The sequence below is a fragment of the Pseudonocardia sp. OZ21 genome (assembly GCF_059359135.1).
Map to the genome: position 1 here is coordinate 248,003 of NZ_JCADBN010000011.1, position 17,584 is coordinate 265,586.

Sequence of the window (17,584 nt, forward strand, 5' to 3'; positions counted from 1 at the left end):
GAGGCTGCGTGAGCGGACGCGAGTTCTTCACCACCCGCACGGTCGCCGAGGCGCTGGCGGGGTTCCGGCCCGCCCGGCGCACCGCGCTGGAGGACGTCCCGCTCGCCGAGGCCCTGCACCGGGTCCCGGCGGCGGACGTGACCGCCGCGGCGGCGCTGCCGGGCTTCGCCCGGTCCACCGTCGACGGCTTCGCGGTGCGCGCCGCCGACACCTACGGCGCGTCCGAAGGGCTGCCGTCGTACCTGGACCTGGTGGGGGCGGTCCGGATGGGCATGGCTCCCACCGTGGCCGTGCGGCCGGGCGGCTGTGTCGCGATGCCGACCGGCGGGGTGTTGCCCGACGGCGCCGACGCCGTCGTCATGGTGGAGCACACCGCCGAGACGATGCCCGGCACGATCGAGGTGACCAGGCCGGTGGCGCCGCTCGACGGGATCGTGCGTGCCGACGAGGACGTGGCCGCCGGTGCGCCGCTCGTGCCGGGGCGCAGACCGCTGCGGTCCCCCGACCTGGGGCTGCTTGCCGCGGCCGGCGTCACCACGGTCACGGTGCACGCCCGGCCGCGCGTGGCGATCATCTCCACGGGTGACGAGGTGGTGCCCCCGTCCACAGCGCAGCTGCAGCCCGGCCAGGTCCGCGACGCCACGGCGTCGGCGCTGGCCGGGCTCGTCCGGGACGCCGGAGGTGAGCCGGTGCTCGCCGGGATCGTGCCGGACGACGCAGGCGCGCTGGAGGCGACGCTGCGCGACACGCTGCGCGAAGCGGACCTCGTGGTGGTCTCGGCCGGGTCGTCGGTGGGAGCCCGCGACGAGACGGCGGGCGCGGTGGCCGCGCTGGGCGACATCTGGTGCCACGGGCTCGCCATCAAGCCCGGCAAGCCCACGCTGCTCGCGGAGTGCAAGTCCGAGTGCGGCGACGTCCCCCTCATCGGGCTCCCGGGCAACCCGCTCTCAGCGCTGGTGGTGTTCCGGCTGGTCGGCGTGCCGCTGGTGTGGCGGCTCGCGGGCTGCCCGGTGCCGCCGCCCGAGCCGTCGGCTCCCGCCCTCCTCTCCCGGGATCTGCCATCGGCAGCGGGCCGGCTCGATGTCGTGCAGGTCGCCGTGCAGGACGGCACAGCCACCCCGATCTTCGGCCCGTCGGCACTCCTGTCGGTACTCACCCGCGCCGACGGCTGCCTCGTGGTGCCGGAGGCTGCCACCGGCCTGGCCGCGGGCTCACCGGTTCAGGTCACCCTGTACCGCTGATCGCGAGCATCCCCGAGCCCCGTCGGGCCGGCTCCATGCAGTGGTGCGCACCTCAGCACCGGCGAATACCACGCATGAGCGATGTCCGGGCGTCGAGACGCAGGCAGATTCGAGGACAGCAGGACCTCCGGGATGCCTGAGCCACGGTCGGACCTTCCACTGGGGAGCGGGAGCTTCGACCCGTCATCGCCGGTCGGCCACGTCCTCGTCAACGGCGTGGCCGACCGGCCATACCCGGCTTGTGGGATGTGCGTGCCACTGGTCCCTGTGCAGGCTTGGGCGGCCCGCAGAGGCCCGTTCATCACGCCGGAGGTGCACATGGTCAAGGGCTACACGGTTCCGCTGTCGCCGCGCGGGGAAGCGAACCTGGCTTCCGCTCCGCCATGGCACTACGCGGGCGACATCGTCGCGGTGGAGTTCTGGACCGATCCGGCGGCGGCCGAGGCGACACTTCCGGACGGCCTGAGCCCGGACCCGGACTCCTCCGGGCACGTGGTGGCACTGTTCGTCGACTGGCAGTTCTCCGGGGAGAACGAGGAGTACCTCGACCCGGTGCGCAGCCAGTACCACGAGTTCTTCGTGCTGGTCGATGCCCGGTGGAAGGACCACCCGGTCTCCTGGTGCCCGTACATCTATGTCGACAACGACCTGGCAATGGCGCGTGGGTGGGTGCAGGGTTTCCCGAAGAAGCTGGGCTCGGTCCAGCAGACCAGGGTCTTCGCGGCACCCGGCAGCGCGTCGCCGGTCCTGGCGGCAGGCGGGCGGTTCGGAGCGACCGTGTCGGCGCACGGACGCAGCCTCGCCGAGGCCAGGGTCACCCTCGAGGAGCCGATGAGCGATCCCGCGGCACTGGTGGGGCGGCCCACGATCAATCTCCGGCACTTCCCACGCCTGGCCGCAGGCCAGTACGACATGCCGGCCGTGCACGAGTTGGTGATGATGGTGTCGAGCGGCCAGCAGCTCGCCGACGTGTGGGCCGGCTCCGGCGAGATCGAGCTGTTCCCTGCTCGGGGTGAGGAACTGGCTGATCTCGCGCCGGTGCGCAGCGGCGCGGGCTTCCGCGCGTCGATGGCGTACACCGTCACCGAGGTGCGTGAACTGACTGCCTAGGTCCGGGGCGGGGACGGGTCGGTTCGCTGAAGGGCGTCGCACGAGAATGAACGACCGCAGGGCGGCCCGGTTCCGATCTCCGCGCATGCTCGGGACCAGACCGCGTGGCTCGGCGTCGGCCCGGCCGGGACCGGGTCGAGGGGTCCCGCACAGCCTCGTGCTGGCGGCCGGCTGGTCGTGGCGGCTGCTGGTGCTGGGGGTGGTGGCCTACCTGGTCGTGCGGGTACTCGCGCTGCTCTGGCTGGTCCTCGTCCCGATCGTCGTGGCGCTGCTCGTGACCGCGCTGGTGCGCCCGCTTGCCGTACTTCTGCGACGTCGCCTCCCCGGGCCGTTCGCGGCACTGCTGACCCTGCTCGTCGCGCTGCTGGGCCTCGCGGGCCTCGGGTGGCTGATCGATCTGCGCTTCACCCAGGAGCTGCCGTTGTTGACCGGGGAGTTCCTCCACACGGTCCGCGAGCTCGGCGCCACCCTGGCCCGTCTCGGCGTCGGCGAACCACAGCTCGCCGAGCTGCAGGGGGATCTGGTGCGGTGGGTGCAGGAGAACCGCAGCCAGCTGCTCGCCTACCTGACCACCGGCACCGGCTTGGCCGTGCAGATCGCCACCGCTCTCGTCCTGACGATCTTCGTCACGTTCTTCCTGCTCTACGACGGTGAACGGGTGTGGCGCTGGCTGCTCGGGCCGCTGCGCCCCCGCGCCGCCGCCCGGGCGGACCGGGCCGGGCGCATCGCCTGGACGACGCTCACCGGGTACGTCCACGGCACCGCGATCATCGCCACCATCCACGGCGTGGTGATCGGGCTCGTGGTCTCCCTGCTGCACGTGCCGCTGGCGATCCCGCTGGGCGTGCTGGTGTTCCTCGGCAGCTTCGTCCCCATCGTGGGCGAGCTGATCGCGGGCAGCGTGGCCGTGGTGGTCACACTCGGCACCCAGGGCCTGCTGGCCGGGCTGATTCTGACCGCGGTCCTGATCGCCGAGGGCCAGCTCGAGGCGCACCTGCTCCAGCCCCTGATCGTCGGCAGGTACGTGCGGCTGCACCCGCTGGCGATCGGCCTCGTGCTCACCACCGGGACAGTGCTGGGCGGCCTCGTGGGCGCTGTAGTCGCGGTGCCGGTGGCCGCGATCATCCACCGCGCGTGGCCCGCGTTGGTGGGGAAGCCCGTTCCGGGAGACTGACCGGCCGGACCGACCGGTGGCTCAGGCCGCCGCGGGCCCGATGCGCAGCCGGACGCCGTAGCCGGCCAGCGACCGGCGGAACCACCACAGCGACAGCCCGATGCCCATCGCGACCACCGAGTACGAGCCTGCGGTGGACACCACGAGGAAGTTGCCCACCGTCTGCGTGGCGAGCACGACGATCGTGGTGGCCCCGTTGATCAGGAACACCACCGCCCAGAGCAGCGACACGCGCTTGAAGAACCGCCGGATGCCCGGGTGCGAGCTCAGCGCTTCCGGGAAGGCACAGAAGTCGTCGGCGAGCTTCGCCAGCAGTGGCCGATCGAGGCCGATCGTCACCAGCAACGCCAGCGCGAAGACGAAGTTCTGCACGGTCGGCTGGAGGAAGTACAGGAACGCGCTCCCCGTCCACAGCCCCACCGCGGTGCGGACCACCAGCAACCCCGTGGTGATCAGCAGGATGGTGGGCAGCTTCTGCCGCTGCACCAGCCGCCTGCCGATCGCCAGCGCCGACCAGCCCAGGGCCGCGAAGAGCCCTCCGTCGAACCCGACCTGGGTGAACAGCACCCAGAACAGGGCCAGCGGGATCAGCGTGAACTCCAGCAGAGGTCGTCCGGCCTGCCCGAGCATCGACGCGATCGAGGGAAGGTGGATCGTCGTGCGGAACTCCGCCATGCGCGGTCTGCTCCCTCTCCTCATCGCCCCCGGAACACCACTGTACGTCCGGGAGGTCAGGTAAAGAGCTTCCCCGAGCCGGCCCGGTCATCCGGGTCGACACCGAGATCAGCGGGACCGACGGCCACGAACCCGGCCACCACCGCCACGAGCATCAGTATCAGGCCGACGGTCATCAGCACCGCGCCGGACGCGAACACCACCAGCGCGGCACCCGCGACGAACAGCCCGACGGCGGTGCGGCCGAGCATCCGCCGGTCCCGCGGCGGGCGGGCCGGGACGGCCGTCTCGGCGACGTCGACCGGTCGGTCCATCCGACCGCCGAGCACCAGCCCGAACAGCAGGGCCAGCGACGGTCCGACGATCGCCGCCCCCGCCACGATGGACACCGTGACCGCCAGGAGCGTGTCGTACGGCGCGGCCGCCTGCTGCACGGTCAGGCCGGGCAGCAGGGTCGGCCCCTGCGCCAGCGCCCAGCCCGCGACCAGCGCGGCCACCGCCACCGCGGCCACGAACCGGGCCGCCTGCGCACGCCTGGTCCACACCAGCACGAGCGTCGCGACACCCGCGACGGCGGAGACGACCACGGCGCCCCGGCCGGCGCCGCCGAGCAGACCGTGGGCGAGCGCCGGCGCGTCCGTGGACACGACGAACGCCCCCGCGATCGCGACGATCCCGGCCACCACCCCGCTCAGCAGGGCCCGCAACCGGAACCGCTCGGCCATCTCCACCTCCCCGAGGCGGGCCGCTTCGGCCGCCAACTGCACCGCTGCGAGGAAGGCGCCGCCCGCCACCGCCAGCACCCCGACGAGCAACGAGGTCGGGCCGAGCCAGCTCGTGATGATGTCTCCCGGCACCGGGCCGGCCGGCACCCGTCCCGCCGCGACCGCGCCGACCGCTGCTCCGAGCGCGAACGGCGTGATCAGCGAGGACAGCGCGAACACCAGGTCGACCTCGGGGTGGTCGCCTGGGCCGTTCGTGGCGCCGTGCAGCGCATACGCGGTGCCGCGCAGCACGATGCCGATACCGGCGATGAACAGCGGCACCACCAGCGTCGAGGCGAGCGAGGCGAACGCCTGCGGGTAGGCGGTCCAGAGCACGGTCAGTACGAAGATCAACCAGACGTGGTTGGCCTCCCAGATCGGCCCGATCGCACGGTAGATGTGGGCGCGGACCTGGTGCGCCCGTTCCCCGCTTCCCGCGGTGAGCTGCCACACGCCGGTTCCGAGGTCGGCGTTGGCCAGCACGGTGTAGAGGACCAGGCCGATGAGCACGGCGACCATCGGCAGCACCTGGAGGACGGTCACGGGACCCCCTCCTCCACCAGGTCGCGCGGCGCCGGATCGTCAGGCAGGGGACGCATGGCGAGCCGGTGCAGGATCCAGACGACACCCACGACCACGCCCAGATAGATCGCGGCGAGGACCGCGTACCCGATCGGGATCCCGCTCGCCGCGGTGACCGCCTCGTTGGTGCGCATGACGCCGTAGACCACCCAGGGCTGGCGGCCCACCTCGGTGGTGACCCAGCCCGCGATCAGCGCCACGACCGCTGCCGGACCGGCCAGGATCAGCGCCCGGTAGAACCAGCGCGAGGCGGGCAGGCGGTGCGCTCGGATCCGGATGTAGAGGAAGACGACGGCGAGCAGCGCCAGCGCCGAACCGATGCCCACCATCGTCTGGAAGGCGATCCGCACCACGTTGACCGGCGGCAGGTCCTCCGGCGGGAACGACAGCAGCCCGCGGACGGTCGAGTCCGGGTCGTGGTAGGCCAGCAACGACAGCAGCCTCGGTATCTCGATGCCGTACCGGACCTCGCCGTCGACGTACCAGCCGAGCAGGTGCACGGGCGCTCCGCTGGTGGTGGCGCCGAGCCCCTCCAGCGCAGCGAGCTTGATCGGTTGCTGCTCACCGACCGTCCGGGCGGCCCAGTCCCCGACGACGATCTGGGCCGGGGCGGCCACCGATGCGGCCGTCAGCGGCACGGCCAGCGCCACCCGGTGGTAGGGCGTCGTCCGTCCGCGCAACATGCTCACCGCGTAGCACCCGGCGATCAGGAACCCGGTCACCATGAACGCCGCGATGTACATGTGGACGAACTCGTGCCACAGAAAGGGATTGGCGAACAGGGCCTGTACCGGGTCGACATCGACCACCTGGCCGTTCTGCATCCGGAAACCCGACGGCTGGTTCATCCACGCGTTGACGGTGATCACCATGAAGGAGCCGGTCACGCCCGTCAGCACGATCGGGATACCGCTCGCGAAGTGCCAGCGGGGCGACAGCCGGTCCCAGCCGTACACGTAGACACCGATGAAGATCGCCTCGACGAAGAACGAGAACCCCTCGATCGCGAAGCCCAGGCCGAAGACCGATCCGAAGGTGCCCACGAACTGGGGCCACAACAGTCCCATCTCGAAGCTGAGGACCGTGCCCGTGACCACCCCGACCGCGAACAACGCCACCAGCACGCGGCTCCATCGCCGGGCCAGCGTGCGGTACACCTCCTGGCCCGTGCGCATCGCCCTCCACTCGAGGAACAGGATCAGCGTGGGCAGCGCCATGCCGAAACAGACCAGGGGGATGTGCACGGCGAACGACAACGCCTGCATCTGCCGTGCCTGTAGCAGGTAGTCCTGGTCGATGACCTGAATCAGCCAACCCGACATCTCGCGGACCTCCTCTCGCTCGATACCCCCGAGCCTCGTCGGTCCTGCTGCCACCGACATCCCCCGAAGAAGCGACCTACTGCCCCCGAATGCGGAGATTCACCGGATATCGCGGGGGCAGGCGATGTGGCGGTGGTCCCACGGGGCGACGATGGGCTCCGACCACGTTGCGAACGAGAGGACCGACGAGATGGCTGACCCGGACGAACTGGACGACGACGTCTTCGAGCAACTGGACGCCGAGGACACCCTCGACACCAGCGGCCCGGCGGACCCGCTCGACGAGGGCTACTCGCCGCCGGAGCGCCCGTGGGCCGTCGACGACTGGGGGACGACCGCGAGCGAGGAGGAGACCGGGGAGAGCCTGAGCGGACGGCTGGCCAGGGAGCTGCCGGACGTCGAGCCGCTGCAGGGGGACGGACTCGGCGACAGCAGCGACACCGACGGCGAGCTGATCGACGACGAGGTCGGGGACTCCCGGTCGGGCCGGCTCGTGGCCGAGGACGAGGGCGAAGCCGCCGACGCGGACGAGGAACTGTTCGCCCTCGACGTGGGACCCGACGGTGCCGGAGCGTCGGCCGAGGAGGCAGCGGTCCATGTCGTGCCCGAGCCCGGCGACGAGGACCGTTGAGGACGTGCAGATGGACGGGCTGATCGTCGAGACCTCTCCCCATGACGTCCCGGCCACCGTCGAGCGGATCCGCGCCGGGCTGGACAGCCGCGGGGTGGCGCTGTTCGCGGTCATCGACCATGCGGCGGGCGCGCGCGACGCCGGCCTGGAGCTGGCCGACGAGGTCGTCCTGATCTTCGGCAACCCCGCGGTCGGCACCGGGCTCATGCAGGCCGACCCACGGGTCGGTATCGAGCTTCCGCTGCGGATCCTGGTCTGGTCCGAGGCGGGCGCCACCCGTGTCGCCTTCCGGGATCCGCGCACGCTGGTCGCCGGCTACGCCGTCGCCGAGGCGCAGGACACGCTGGCCCGCCTGCGCGTCCTGCTCGACCAGCTGGTCGCCGAAGCGGTCGCCCCGCCGCCGGCGACCTGACGGGGCGCACCCCGTCCGAGCAGTCCCGATGCGCAGGCCTGCGGTGCGGGGTCGTACCGTCGCTCACGTGGTCGCCGACTCGCCGTTCGTGTCCGACGTCCCCGCCGCAGCGGCGCTCGACGCCTGGCGCGAGGGCTGCGCTACGGCGGGCTGTCCGGCCCGCGTGGACGTGGTGCGGGTGCCCGTCGGCGACGCCGTCGGGCGCGTGACGGCGGAGCCGGTCTGGGCCCACCGTTCCTCCCCCGCGTTCGACTCCGCCGGCATGGACGGCATCGCGGTCCGGGCCGCCGACACGGTAGGCGCGGCGGAGACCACGCCGGTCCTGCTCGCCGACTTCGCCGTCGTCGACACGGGCGACCCCATGCCGGAGGGCTACGACGCCGTCGTCATGCGCGAGCACGTGCACCGCGCCGCCGACGGCGCGGCCGAGGTGCGCGCGGCCACCCCGCCCTACCAGCACGTGCGCTCGATCGGTGAGGACATCAGCGCCACCGAACTGCTGCTCCCGGCAGGCCACCGGCTGCGGCCGGTCGACGTGGCCGCAGCCGCGGCGGCGGGGGCCGTCGAGCTCACCGTGCGACGTGCGCCGGTCGTGGTGATCGTCCCGACCGGCGACGAGATCCGCCCGATCGGCACCGAACCCGCCCCCGGCGAGATCCTCGACACCAACTCGCTGATGCTCGCGGCGCAGGCGCGTGAGCTGGGCTGCGAGGCGCGGGTGACGCCGATCGTCCGCGACGACCCCGCGGTGATCACCGAGGCCTTGCGGGCCGCCGCCGCAGAGGCCGACCTGGTGGTGCTCGTCGCCGGGTCCAGCGCGGGCCGCGACGACTACACGGCACGGGTCGTCGCGGGCGCGGGCACGCTCGCGGTGCACGGCGTGGCCGTCCGGCCGGGGCACCCGGTGGTGCTCGGCGCCGTGGACGCCACGCCGGTGCTCGGCGCGCCCGGATACCCGGTGTCCGCCTCGCTGACGTTCGACATCTTCGCCACGCCGCTGCTCGCCGCGCTCGAGGGGGCCGCACCGCGCGAACGGCCGTCGACCACGGCCCGCCTGGCCCGCAAGCTCGCCTCGAACGTCGGGATGGACGACTGGGTGCGGGTGCGGCTCGGGCGCGTCGGCGGCGAGGTGGTGGCCACCCCGCTGCCGCGCGGCGCCGGGGTGCTCACGTCGCTGGTGCGCGCCGACGGGCTGCTCGTCGTCCCGGCCGGGCTGGAGGGCCACCACGCCGGTGAGCACGTGCGGGTCGAACTGCTGCGGGGCCTCGGCGAGATCGGCCGCACGATCGTGGCCATCGGCTCCCACGACCTCGTGCTGGACGTGGCCGCGTCCGCGCTGCGGGCCGACGACCCGCTGGTCACGCTGGCCTCGTCCAACGTCGGGTCGCTCGGCGGGCTCGTGGCGCTGCGCGACGGGCTCTGCCACATCGCGGGCTCGCACCTGCTGGACCCGGCCACCGGCGAGTACACGCTGCCGTACGTGGACAAGATCCTCGACGGCGACAAGATCGCCGTGATCCGGCTCGTGCACCGCGACCAGGGGCTGATCGTGGCTCCGGGCAACCCACTCGGCCTGTCCGGCGTGGACGACCTGGTGCGCAAGGACGTGCGGTACGTCAACCGGCAGCGCGGGGCGGGCACCCGCGCCCTCCTGGACCACGAGCTCGGGCAGCGCGGCCTCGACCCGGCCGCCGTCACCGGCTACTCCCGGGAGGAGCACACCCATCTCGCGGTGGCCGCCGCGGTTGCGGCGGGCCGGGCCGACACCGGGCTCGGCATCCTGGCCGCCGCCCGGGCCTTCGGCCTGGACTTCGTGCCCGTCGCCCGCGAGCCCTACGACCTCGTGCTGCGCACATCCGGCCTGGACGACGCGATGCTCGCGCCGCTGTGGGCCCTGCTGGAGCGCCCCGCCTTCCGCGCCGAGGTGGAAGCGCTCGGCGGGTACTCCTGCGCGGAGACCGGCCACCGTATCCGGTGACGGATTGCTCAGTCCCTTTGCGCACGTCAGAGGGGCAGAATGGGGCCACATGGACCACGTGACCCGCTACCTCGCCTGATGGTCTCGACCCCGGAAACCGCTCCGGAATCGGCCGGCTCCGGTCCGGCACAGGGACCGCCGTCGTCCTCGGCACGGAAGACCGGTGCGGGTGTGCTGGCGCTCGGAGCGCTGGGAATCGTCTACGGCGACATCGGCACGAGCCCGCTCTACGCACTGAAGCAGACCTTCACCGAGACCCGCGGGCTCACGCCCGACCCCGCCTCGGTCTACGGCGTGCTCTCACTCGTGTTCTGGACGATCACCATCATCGTCAGCGTCAAGTACGTCAGCCTGGTCACGCGGGCCGACAACGGCGGCGAGGGCGGCACGATGGCGCTGATCTCGCTCATCCAGCAGGTGAAGCGACTCGCCGCCCGGACGCGGTGGCTGCTGATCGGGCTGGGCGTCCTCGGAGCGGCGCTGTTCTTCGGCGACGGGATGATCACGCCTGCGATCTCCGTGCTCGGCGCGGTGGAGGGCCTGGAGGTGGCCAGTCCGGGGCTGCGGACGTGGGTCGTGCCGATCGCGATCGTGCTGCTGACGGCCCTGTTCTACTTCCAGCGCTTCGGTACCGGAGCGGTCGGGAAGGCGTTCGGCCCGGTCATGCTGCTCTGGTTCGTGGTGATGGGCGTGCTGGGGCTCGTGCACGTGATCGCGCAGCCCGGGATCCTCAGGGCACTGTCGCCGACCTACGCCGTCGCCTTCTTCTTCCACGACTTCGCCACGGCGTTCCTGTCCCTCGGGTCGGTGGTGCTGGCGATCACGGGCTCGGAGGCGCTCTACGCCGACATCGGGCACTTCGGCCGCCGCCCGATCCGCAACGCCTGGTTCGCGGTGGTGTTCCCTGCGCTGATCCTCAACTACCTGGGCCAGGGGGCGATCGTGCTCTCCGACCCCCGCGCCGCGGACAACCCCTTCTTCCGGCTGGCGCCGTCGTGGGGCCAGTACCCGCTGCTGATACTGGCCACGGCGGCCGCCGTGATCGCCTCCCAGTCCGTGGTCACGGGCACGTTCTCGATGGCACGCCAGGCCGTGCAGCTGGGCTACCTGCCGTTCCTCACGATCCGGCACACCTCGGAGAAGGAGGTCGGCCAGGTCTACGTGCCCGCCGTGAACTGGGTGCTGTTCGTGGCCGTGATCGGCCTGGTGATCGGCTTCGGGTCGTCCACCGCACTGGCCTCGGCCTACGGCATCGCCGTCACCGGCACCCTCACGATCACCACCATCATGTTCTTCGTGGTCGCCCGGCGGCGCTGGGGCACGCCCATGTGGCTCGTGGTCATCGGCGCCGGTGCCCTGCTCGTCGTCGAACTCGCGTTCCTGACGGCGAACATGACGAAGGTGCTCTCGGGCGGCTGGTTCCCGCTCATCGTCGGCATCACGGTCGCCGTCGTCCTCATGACGTGGCACCGCGGCCGCGAGATCGTCACGCGCAAGCGCACCGAGCAGGAAGGGCCGCTCGAGGACTTCGTCCGCGGGGTCGCCACCTCCGACGACCCCCCGATCCGCGTGCCGGGCACCGCGGTGTTCCTCAATGCGAACGCAGGCACCACGCCGCTCGCGCTGCGCCACAACGTCCGCTACAACCACGTCCTCCACGAGCACGTGCTGGTCCTCAACGTGCAGAACGTGGCGATCCCGCACGTACCCCGGTCCCAGCGCCTGGAGATCGACGCCGCCTGCGTCCCGGACGACGGGATCTTCCACCTCACCGTGCGGTTCGGCTACCAGGACAAGCCCTACGTGCCCGCCGCGCTGCGGCTCGCCCGCCAGAAGGGCCTCGACCTCGACTTCAAGCACGCCACCTACTTCCTCAGCCGCATCACGATCACCCCCACCGGGGAGCCGGGCCTGTCGCGCTGGCGCAAGCGGCTGTTCTGCGTCATGAGCCGCAACGCGGTGAGCCCGGCCACGTACTTCGGCCTCCCGCCGCACCAGGTGGTGTCCCTCGGCTCGCCCATCGACGTCTAGGCGACGCCGCGTGGACCGGGGAATCCGGTGCGCGATGTGGGGCCGCTGTGAGTACGGTCTGCGCCATGTCGAGCCCCGAGGCATCCAGGGTGGGGCTGCCGGTCACGCCGTCAGCCCCCTGACCAGCTGAGTCCTGGTTCGCACCCCGGCAGCCTCTGCTGCCGGGGGTGGCCGCTGTGGGTACCTCCTGGGCGCTGGCCGCGGTGACGAGACGCCTCCTTCTGGTTCTCTCACCCCGGAGTTCTCGATGCCTCTTCCGCTCTATCTGCTTGCCGTGGCGGTCTTCGCCATGGGCACCTCGGAGTTCATGCTCGCCGGCCTGGTGCCGGACATCGCCACCAGCCTTGATGTGTCTGTCGGCGCCGCCGGCCTTCTGACCTCGGCGTTCGCGGCCGGAATGATCGTCGGTGCGCCCCTGATGGCGGCGCTGGCGCGCCGCCGGCCTGCGCGGGCGGCCCTGCTGGGCTTCGTGCTGGTGTTCGCCGCCGCCCATGTCGTGGGCGCACTCACGACGAGTTTCGCGGGTCTCCTGGTCAGCCGGGGGATCGCCGCCCTGGCCAACGCAGGATTCCTGGCGGTCGCACTGAGCACCGCGGCCACGCTCGTCGCGGCGGACCAGAAGGGACGTGCACTGGCGGTGCTGCTGTCCGGCACGACGGTGGCCACCGTCGCCGGGGTTCCGGGCGGCTCGGTGCTGGGCACCCTGCTCGGCTGGCGGGCGACTTTCTGGGCGATCGCGCTGCTCTGCCTCCCCGCTGCCATCGGCATCGTGAAGGGCGTCCCCGCCCGGGCGCGGGGGGCCGCACCGAACGCTCCGGCGGGCCCCTCCCTCCGTACCGAGATCGCCCAGCTCGCGAAGCCCCGGCCGGTCCTGGTCATGCTGCTCGGTGCCCTGGTCAACGCCGCCACCTTCGCCACGTTCACCTTCCTGGCGCCGATCGTGACCGGCACCGCCGGCCTGCCTGAGCTCTGGGTCTCGGTCGTGCTGGTGCTCTTCGGCGTGGGCTCCTTCGCCGGTGTCACCGTGGCGGGACGGCTCTCGGATCGGCGCCCCGGCATCGTGATCGCCGTCGGCGGCCCGTTGCTGTTGCTCGGCTGGGTCGCGTTGGCGACCCTGGCCGCCCACCCGGTGGCGCTGCTGGTGCTCGTGTTCGTGCAGGGCGCGCTCTCCTTCGCGCTGGGCAGCACCCTGATCGCCAGGGTGCTCTACGAGGTGGCCGGCGCCCCCACCATGGGCGGGTCGTACGCGACCGCGGCACTCAACGTCGGCGCAGCGGCCGGCCCTGTCGTCGCGGCAGTGGCTCTCGGCGGCGGCGCCGGCCACCTCGGCCCGGTCTGGGTCAGCGCTCTCCTGGTTGCGGCCGCACTGCTCGTCGCGCTGCCGTTCCTGCGGGTCGTCGCGCCCCGCGTCGGTCAGCGGACACCGCGGCCGGAGGAGGTTCATCCGACGAGATCGACGTGAGCGGGGCCCCGGCGGCGCCCCACCCCTGGCGCGTCGATCTCGGTCGCTCGTCGCAAGATCGGGACCTACGGTGGCCCGATGCCCGTCGACGCCCGCCCGGAACACCGCCAGCGCGAGTACGGGGTGCGGGTGGAGTGGGGTCTGGAGGGCGCCGAACTGCTGGCCGCCGAGTGCGCCGTGGTGGTGATCGTCGACGTGCTGTCGTTCTGCACCTCGGTAGACGTCGCGGTCGGGCGGGGCGCCGCGGTCCTCCCGCAGCTCTCCGCCGACCGCGGCACCGCCGAGGCCCAGGCCCGCTCCCTCGGCGTGCAGCCCGCCGGCCCCCGGTCGGGCACCGGGCCGTCACTGCGACCGTCCTCGCTGGTCGGCCTCCCGGCCGGCACGCGGCTCGGGCTGCCCTCCCCCAACGGCGCCACGCTGTGCGCCGCGGTCGCCGGGAGCGGAGCGGTGCTGTTCGCCGGGTGCCTGCGCAACGCCTCGGCCACGGCGGCCGCTGCGCTGGCGGTGGGCGGGCCGATCGGGCTGGTCCCGGCCGGGGAACGCTGGCCGGGCGGCACCCTGCGCGTCGCCGTGGAGGACGCGCTCGGCGCGGGGGCGATCGCCGCGGCGCTGCCGGGAGCCGAGCGCTCCCCCGAGGCCGAGCTCGCCGCCGCCCAGTTCGCCACGGCACGCGACCGCGGCCTCGCCGGCGTGCTGGCCACCACCGGCTCGGGCCGGGAGCTGATCGCCGACGGCTACGGCGCCGACGTCACGCTCGCCGCGGCTCTGGACACGAGTGCCGTCGCACCCCGGCTGGTCGACGGCCTGCTGCGGGCGGGCACGGCCTAGGGTCGTGAGGTGATGTTCAGTGCGGAGCTGCGGCAGCTGACCGGCACCACCTGGGACGCGGCCGTGGAGCACCGGTTCGTGACGGAGATCTGGCGTGGGGATGTCCCACCCCCGGTGCTCACCACGTACCTCGTGCAGGACCACCAGTTCGTCGACGCGTTCGTGGCGCTGATGGGGGCCGCCGTCGCCACCGCCGACCGCCCGGATGCGCGGATCGTGCACGCCCGCCAGCTCGGGGTGGTGTCCGGCCAGGAGAACGACTTCTTCGCCAGGGCACTCGACGTGCTCGACGTCCCCCTCCCCGACCGCACCGAGCCGGTGCTGCTGGCACCCACGATGGCGTTCATCGAGCTGATGGACAGCGCAAGGCGCAGCGCCGACTACGCCTCCTGCCTCACCGTGCTGCTGGTCGCCGAGTGGCTCTACCTGGACTGGGCCACGCGGCCCGACGCCACCGCTCCCGACGAGCCCCTCCAGCGGGAGTGGATCGACCTGCACCGCGGCTCCGCGTTCGAGACGTGGGTGGAGTTCCTCCGGTCCGAGTTCGACCGCGTGGCCCCCGGCCTCGAACCGGCCGACCGGGAGCGGGTGCGGGAGCTGTTCACCAGCGCAGTCGATCTGGAGCTCGCTTTCTTCGACGCCGCCTACCAGTGACGAGATGACACGAAACGAGCCATCACCGGGTGTCGCGGTGTGTCGTGTCGCGCACGAACGGGCACAGTGCAGGCGTGTGCCAGCACCTCGGAGTAGCACCACAGCAGCACGGCCGTAACACGCGTCTCCTAGCGTCGCCGTCATGAGCGATCTCCCCCTGCTCGGTGTCGAGGAGGAGTTCCACGTCGTCGACCTGGAGACCCGCCACGCCGCGCCCGAGGTCGAGTCGCTGCTCGCGCAGCTCGACGGCGCCGAGTTCGCGCCCGAGCTGCAGCGCTCCCTCGTCGAGACGAACACGCCCGTCTGCGGCACCCTCGACGAGCTGCGCGGCCACCTCCGCCGGCTGCGCTCCACCCTGGAGTCCGTGGCCGAGCCCCTCGGCCTCGGTCTGGTGGCGGCCGGGACCGTCCCGCTCGCCGAGCTGTCGGGGGACGCCATCTCGGCGGGCGCCCGCTACGAGAAGATGCAGCACGAGTACCAGATGCTCGTGCGGGAGCAGCACATCTGCGGGGCCCAGGTTCACGTCGACGTGCCCGACCGCGACGAGGCCGTGCAGGTGGTCCGCCGCGTCGCCCCCTATCTGCCGCTGCTGCTCGCCATCTCGGCCAGCTCGCCGTACTGGCGAGGCCACGACTCCGGCTACGCCAGCTACCGGTCGATGGTGTGGTCGCGCTGGCCCACCGCGGGTCCGCCTGCCACGGTGTCCACCGCGGCGGAGTACGACGCCATGGTCGCCGACCTCATCGCGTCCGGCACGATCAGCGACCCCGGGATGGTCTACTTCGACATCCGGCCCAGCGCCCACCTGCCCACGGTCGAGCTGCGGGTCTGTGACGCCTGCCCCCAGGTCGACGACGTGGTGCTCATCGCCGGGCTCTTCCGTGCGCTGGTCGGCAAGGCCAGGGAGGACTTCGCGGCCGGGCTGCCGCTGCCCGAGTCCCGCCACGAGCTGCTGAGGGCCGCCACCTGGCGAGCGGCCCGCTCCGGCCTGGAGGGCGACCTCGTCGACCTCGTCGGGCCGGCGCTGGTGTCGCCGCCGCTGCTGGTGGGCCAGCTCGTCAACCAGCTCCGGCCCCAGCTTGAGGAGCTCGGCGACTGGGAGCAGGTGCTGGAGCTGTCGCAGGCCACGCTGGCCCGCGGCAGTGGCGCCGCCGTGCAACGCCGGGCGTTCGGCCGCCGCGGTGAGCTCACCGACGTGGTCGACGCGCTGCTCGCCCACACGCAGGGCCGCGCGCCCGCTCACGAGCCGGCGCCCACCGTCCCCAGCACCCCTCAGCTGCTCCTCGGCTACCACGCCGACGGCTCTGACACCCGCGCGTTCGACGAGGCCGTCAGCGCGGGTGGCACGGTGCTGCCCCACTACGGCTGGATGTTCCGGGCGTTGGACCGGCTCGGGCCGCGTGGCCTCACGGCAGCCGAGTCGGCGCTGCGCACCGAGCAGCGCGCCCGGGGCGTCACGTTCCGGGTCGGCGACGGGGAACCGGACCGGCTCTTCCCGCTGGACCTCATCCCGCGCATCGTCACCGCCGAGGACTGGGCAGGCCTCACCGCCGGGCTCACGCAGCGGGTACGGGCGCTGGAGGAGTTCGTTCGCGACGTCTACGGCAAGCAGCAGATCGTCACCGACGGGGTGATCCCGGCCCAGGTCGTGCGCGACGCACCGGGCCGCAGCCGGCTCGGCAGGCTCTTCCCGGCCGACGCCGTGCGCATCGCGGTGGCCGGCATCGACCTCGTCCGGGACCGGGCCGACCACTGGCTCGTGCTGGAGGACAACCTGCGGGTGCCCTCCGGCATCGGCTACTCGATCACGAGCAGGCGCCTCGTCCGCAGCGTGATGCCCGACCTGGAGCCACCGGCTGGCGTCGTGGGGCTGGAGCCGGTGCCGGGTCAGCTGCACTCGGCCCTGCTCTCGGCGACCGAGTCCGACGACCCCGCTCTCGGCGAGGTCGCCCTGCTCTCGGCCGGGCAGGCGGACTCGGCCTACTTCGAGCACCGGCTCCTCGCCGAGCGGATGGGCATCCCGCTGGTGACGCCCCGGGACCTGCAGGTCACCGAGGACGGCGTCTACCTCGTGGGCTCCGGCGCACGGCAGCGGCTCTCCGCTCTCTACCGACGTCTCGACGAGCGCGCGTTGCTGGGCGCCAAGGGCGCCGACATGCGCCCGATCGGACGGGCGCTGTGCAACGCGGTGGCCCGGGGCGACGTCGCCCTGCTCAACGCGATGGGCAACGGCGTGGCCGACGACAAGCTCGTCTACGCCTACGTGCCGCAGATGATCTCCTACTACCTGGGCGAGGACGTCCTGCTCGACAACGTCCCCACCTACCCGTGCGTCGACGCGGACAGCCGGGCCGAGGTGCTCGACCGGCTCGACGAGCTCGTGCTCAAGCCCGTGGACGGGTACGGCGGGCAGGGCATCGTGATCGGGCCGCACGCCGACCGTGCCGAGCTCGCGGCACTGGCCGACGCCGTGCGCGCCGATCCCGCCGGATGGGTGGCGCAGGACCTGGTGAGGCTGTCCACCCACCCGACGTTCTCCGGCGGCAGGCTGGAGCCGCGCGCCGTGGACCTGCGGGCGTTCGTGCTGCAGTCCCGGCTGGGCGACCGCACCCAGGTGGACGTGCTTCCGGCGGCGCTCAGCCGGGTCGCGCCGGCCGGCAGCATGATCGTCAACTCCTCACGCGGCGGCGGGGCGAAGGACACCTGGGTACTGCGCTGAC

14 protein-coding genes are annotated in these 17,584 nt (G+C 72.7%); 11 read left to right on the forward strand and 3 right to left on the reverse strand.

What is annotated here, in order from left to right; genetic code table 11:
- Positions 1–8: 8 nt before the first annotated feature.
- From AC5L35_RS25045 to AC5L35_RS25055, 3 genes are all read left to right on the forward strand, one after another.
- Complete coding sequence (locus AC5L35_RS25045) at positions 9–1,241, forward strand: molybdopterin-binding protein (protein WP_495062129.1); 1,233 nt, start codon at positions 9–11, stop codon at positions 1,239–1,241.
- A 252-nt stretch (positions 1,242–1,493) separates the two neighbouring features.
- Positions 1,494–2,351, forward strand: coding sequence for an acetoacetate decarboxylase family protein (locus AC5L35_RS25050; RefSeq protein WP_495062130.1), 858 nt, complete (start codon positions 1,494–1,496; stop codon positions 2,349–2,351).
- 85 nt (positions 2,352–2,436) lie between these two features.
- On the forward strand, positions 2,437–3,525 hold the full coding sequence (locus AC5L35_RS25055) for an AI-2E family transporter (protein ID WP_495062131.1): 1,089 nt from the start codon (positions 2,437–2,439) through the stop codon (positions 3,523–3,525).
- Between the two features lie 21 nt (positions 3,526–3,546).
- Here the strand turns inward: AC5L35_RS25055 and AC5L35_RS25060 are convergent, their stop codons facing one another.
- The 3 genes from AC5L35_RS25060 to AC5L35_RS25070 are packed head-to-tail and all read right to left on the reverse strand — an operon-like array spanning position 3,547 to position 6,868.
- Positions 3,547–4,200 carry a VC0807 family protein gene (locus AC5L35_RS25060; RefSeq protein WP_495062132.1) on the reverse strand — a complete coding sequence of 218 codons (654 nt, stop codon included), beginning with the start codon at positions 4,198–4,200 and terminating at the stop codon, positions 3,547–3,549.
- Positions 4,201–4,256: 56 nt separating this feature from the next.
- Complete coding sequence (locus tag AC5L35_RS25065; RefSeq protein ID WP_495062133.1) at positions 4,257–5,507, reverse strand: cytochrome d ubiquinol oxidase subunit II; 1,251 nt, start codon at positions 5,505–5,507, stop codon at positions 4,257–4,259.
- On the reverse strand, positions 5,504–6,868 hold the full coding sequence (locus AC5L35_RS25070; RefSeq protein ID WP_495062134.1) for a cytochrome ubiquinol oxidase subunit I: 1,365 nt from the start codon (positions 6,866–6,868) through the stop codon (positions 5,504–5,506). Before AC5L35_RS25070 ends, AC5L35_RS25065 begins: the two co-directional genes overlap by 4 nt.
- A 190-nt stretch (positions 6,869–7,058) precedes the next feature.
- Between AC5L35_RS25070 and AC5L35_RS25075 the strand changes: the two genes are divergently transcribed.
- The 8 genes from AC5L35_RS25075 to AC5L35_RS25110 all read left to right on the forward strand — a co-directional run bounded on the left by AC5L35_RS25075 (position 7,059) and on the right by AC5L35_RS25110 (position 17,583).
- Entirely contained in the window at positions 7,059–7,499 is a 441-nt protein-coding gene (locus tag AC5L35_RS25075; protein WP_495062135.1) for a DUF5709 domain-containing protein, read from the forward strand.
- Between the two features lie 10 nt (positions 7,500–7,509).
- On the forward strand, positions 7,510–7,911 hold the full coding sequence (locus AC5L35_RS25080) for a DUF302 domain-containing protein (protein ID WP_495062136.1): 402 nt from the start codon (positions 7,510–7,512) through the stop codon (positions 7,909–7,911).
- A gap of 67 nt (positions 7,912–7,978) precedes the next feature.
- A complete protein-coding gene (locus tag AC5L35_RS25085; RefSeq protein WP_495062137.1) occupies positions 7,979–9,889 on the forward strand; it encodes a molybdopterin biosynthesis protein in 1,911 nt (636 codons plus the stop codon).
- A gap of 171 nt (positions 9,890–10,060) precedes the next feature.
- Entirely contained in the window at positions 10,061–11,920 is a 1,860-nt protein-coding gene (locus AC5L35_RS25090) for a potassium transporter Kup (RefSeq protein ID WP_495062138.1), read from the forward strand.
- A 247-nt stretch (positions 11,921–12,167) separates the two neighbouring features.
- The gene (locus tag AC5L35_RS25095) at positions 12,168–13,382 is read left to right on the forward strand and encodes a Cmx/CmrA family chloramphenicol efflux MFS transporter (RefSeq protein WP_495062139.1); all 1,215 of its coding nucleotides are present in this window, start codon (positions 12,168–12,170) and stop codon (positions 13,380–13,382) included.
- Between the two features lie 78 nt (positions 13,383–13,460).
- Positions 13,461–14,210: a 2-phosphosulfolactate phosphatase gene (locus AC5L35_RS25100; RefSeq protein WP_495062140.1), complete on the forward strand. Its 750-nt coding sequence runs from the start codon at positions 13,461–13,463 to the stop codon at positions 14,208–14,210.
- A gap of 12 nt (positions 14,211–14,222) precedes the next feature.
- Positions 14,223–14,864: a TenA family protein gene (locus tag AC5L35_RS25105; RefSeq protein ID WP_495062163.1), complete on the forward strand. Its 642-nt coding sequence runs from the start codon at positions 14,223–14,225 to the stop codon at positions 14,862–14,864.
- 142 nt (positions 14,865–15,006) lie between these two features.
- Positions 15,007–17,583, forward strand: a complete 2,577-nt coding sequence (locus AC5L35_RS25110; RefSeq protein ID WP_495062141.1) for a glutamate--cysteine ligase — start codon at positions 15,007–15,009, stop codon at positions 17,581–17,583.
- Position 17,584: the final 1 nt, after the last annotated feature.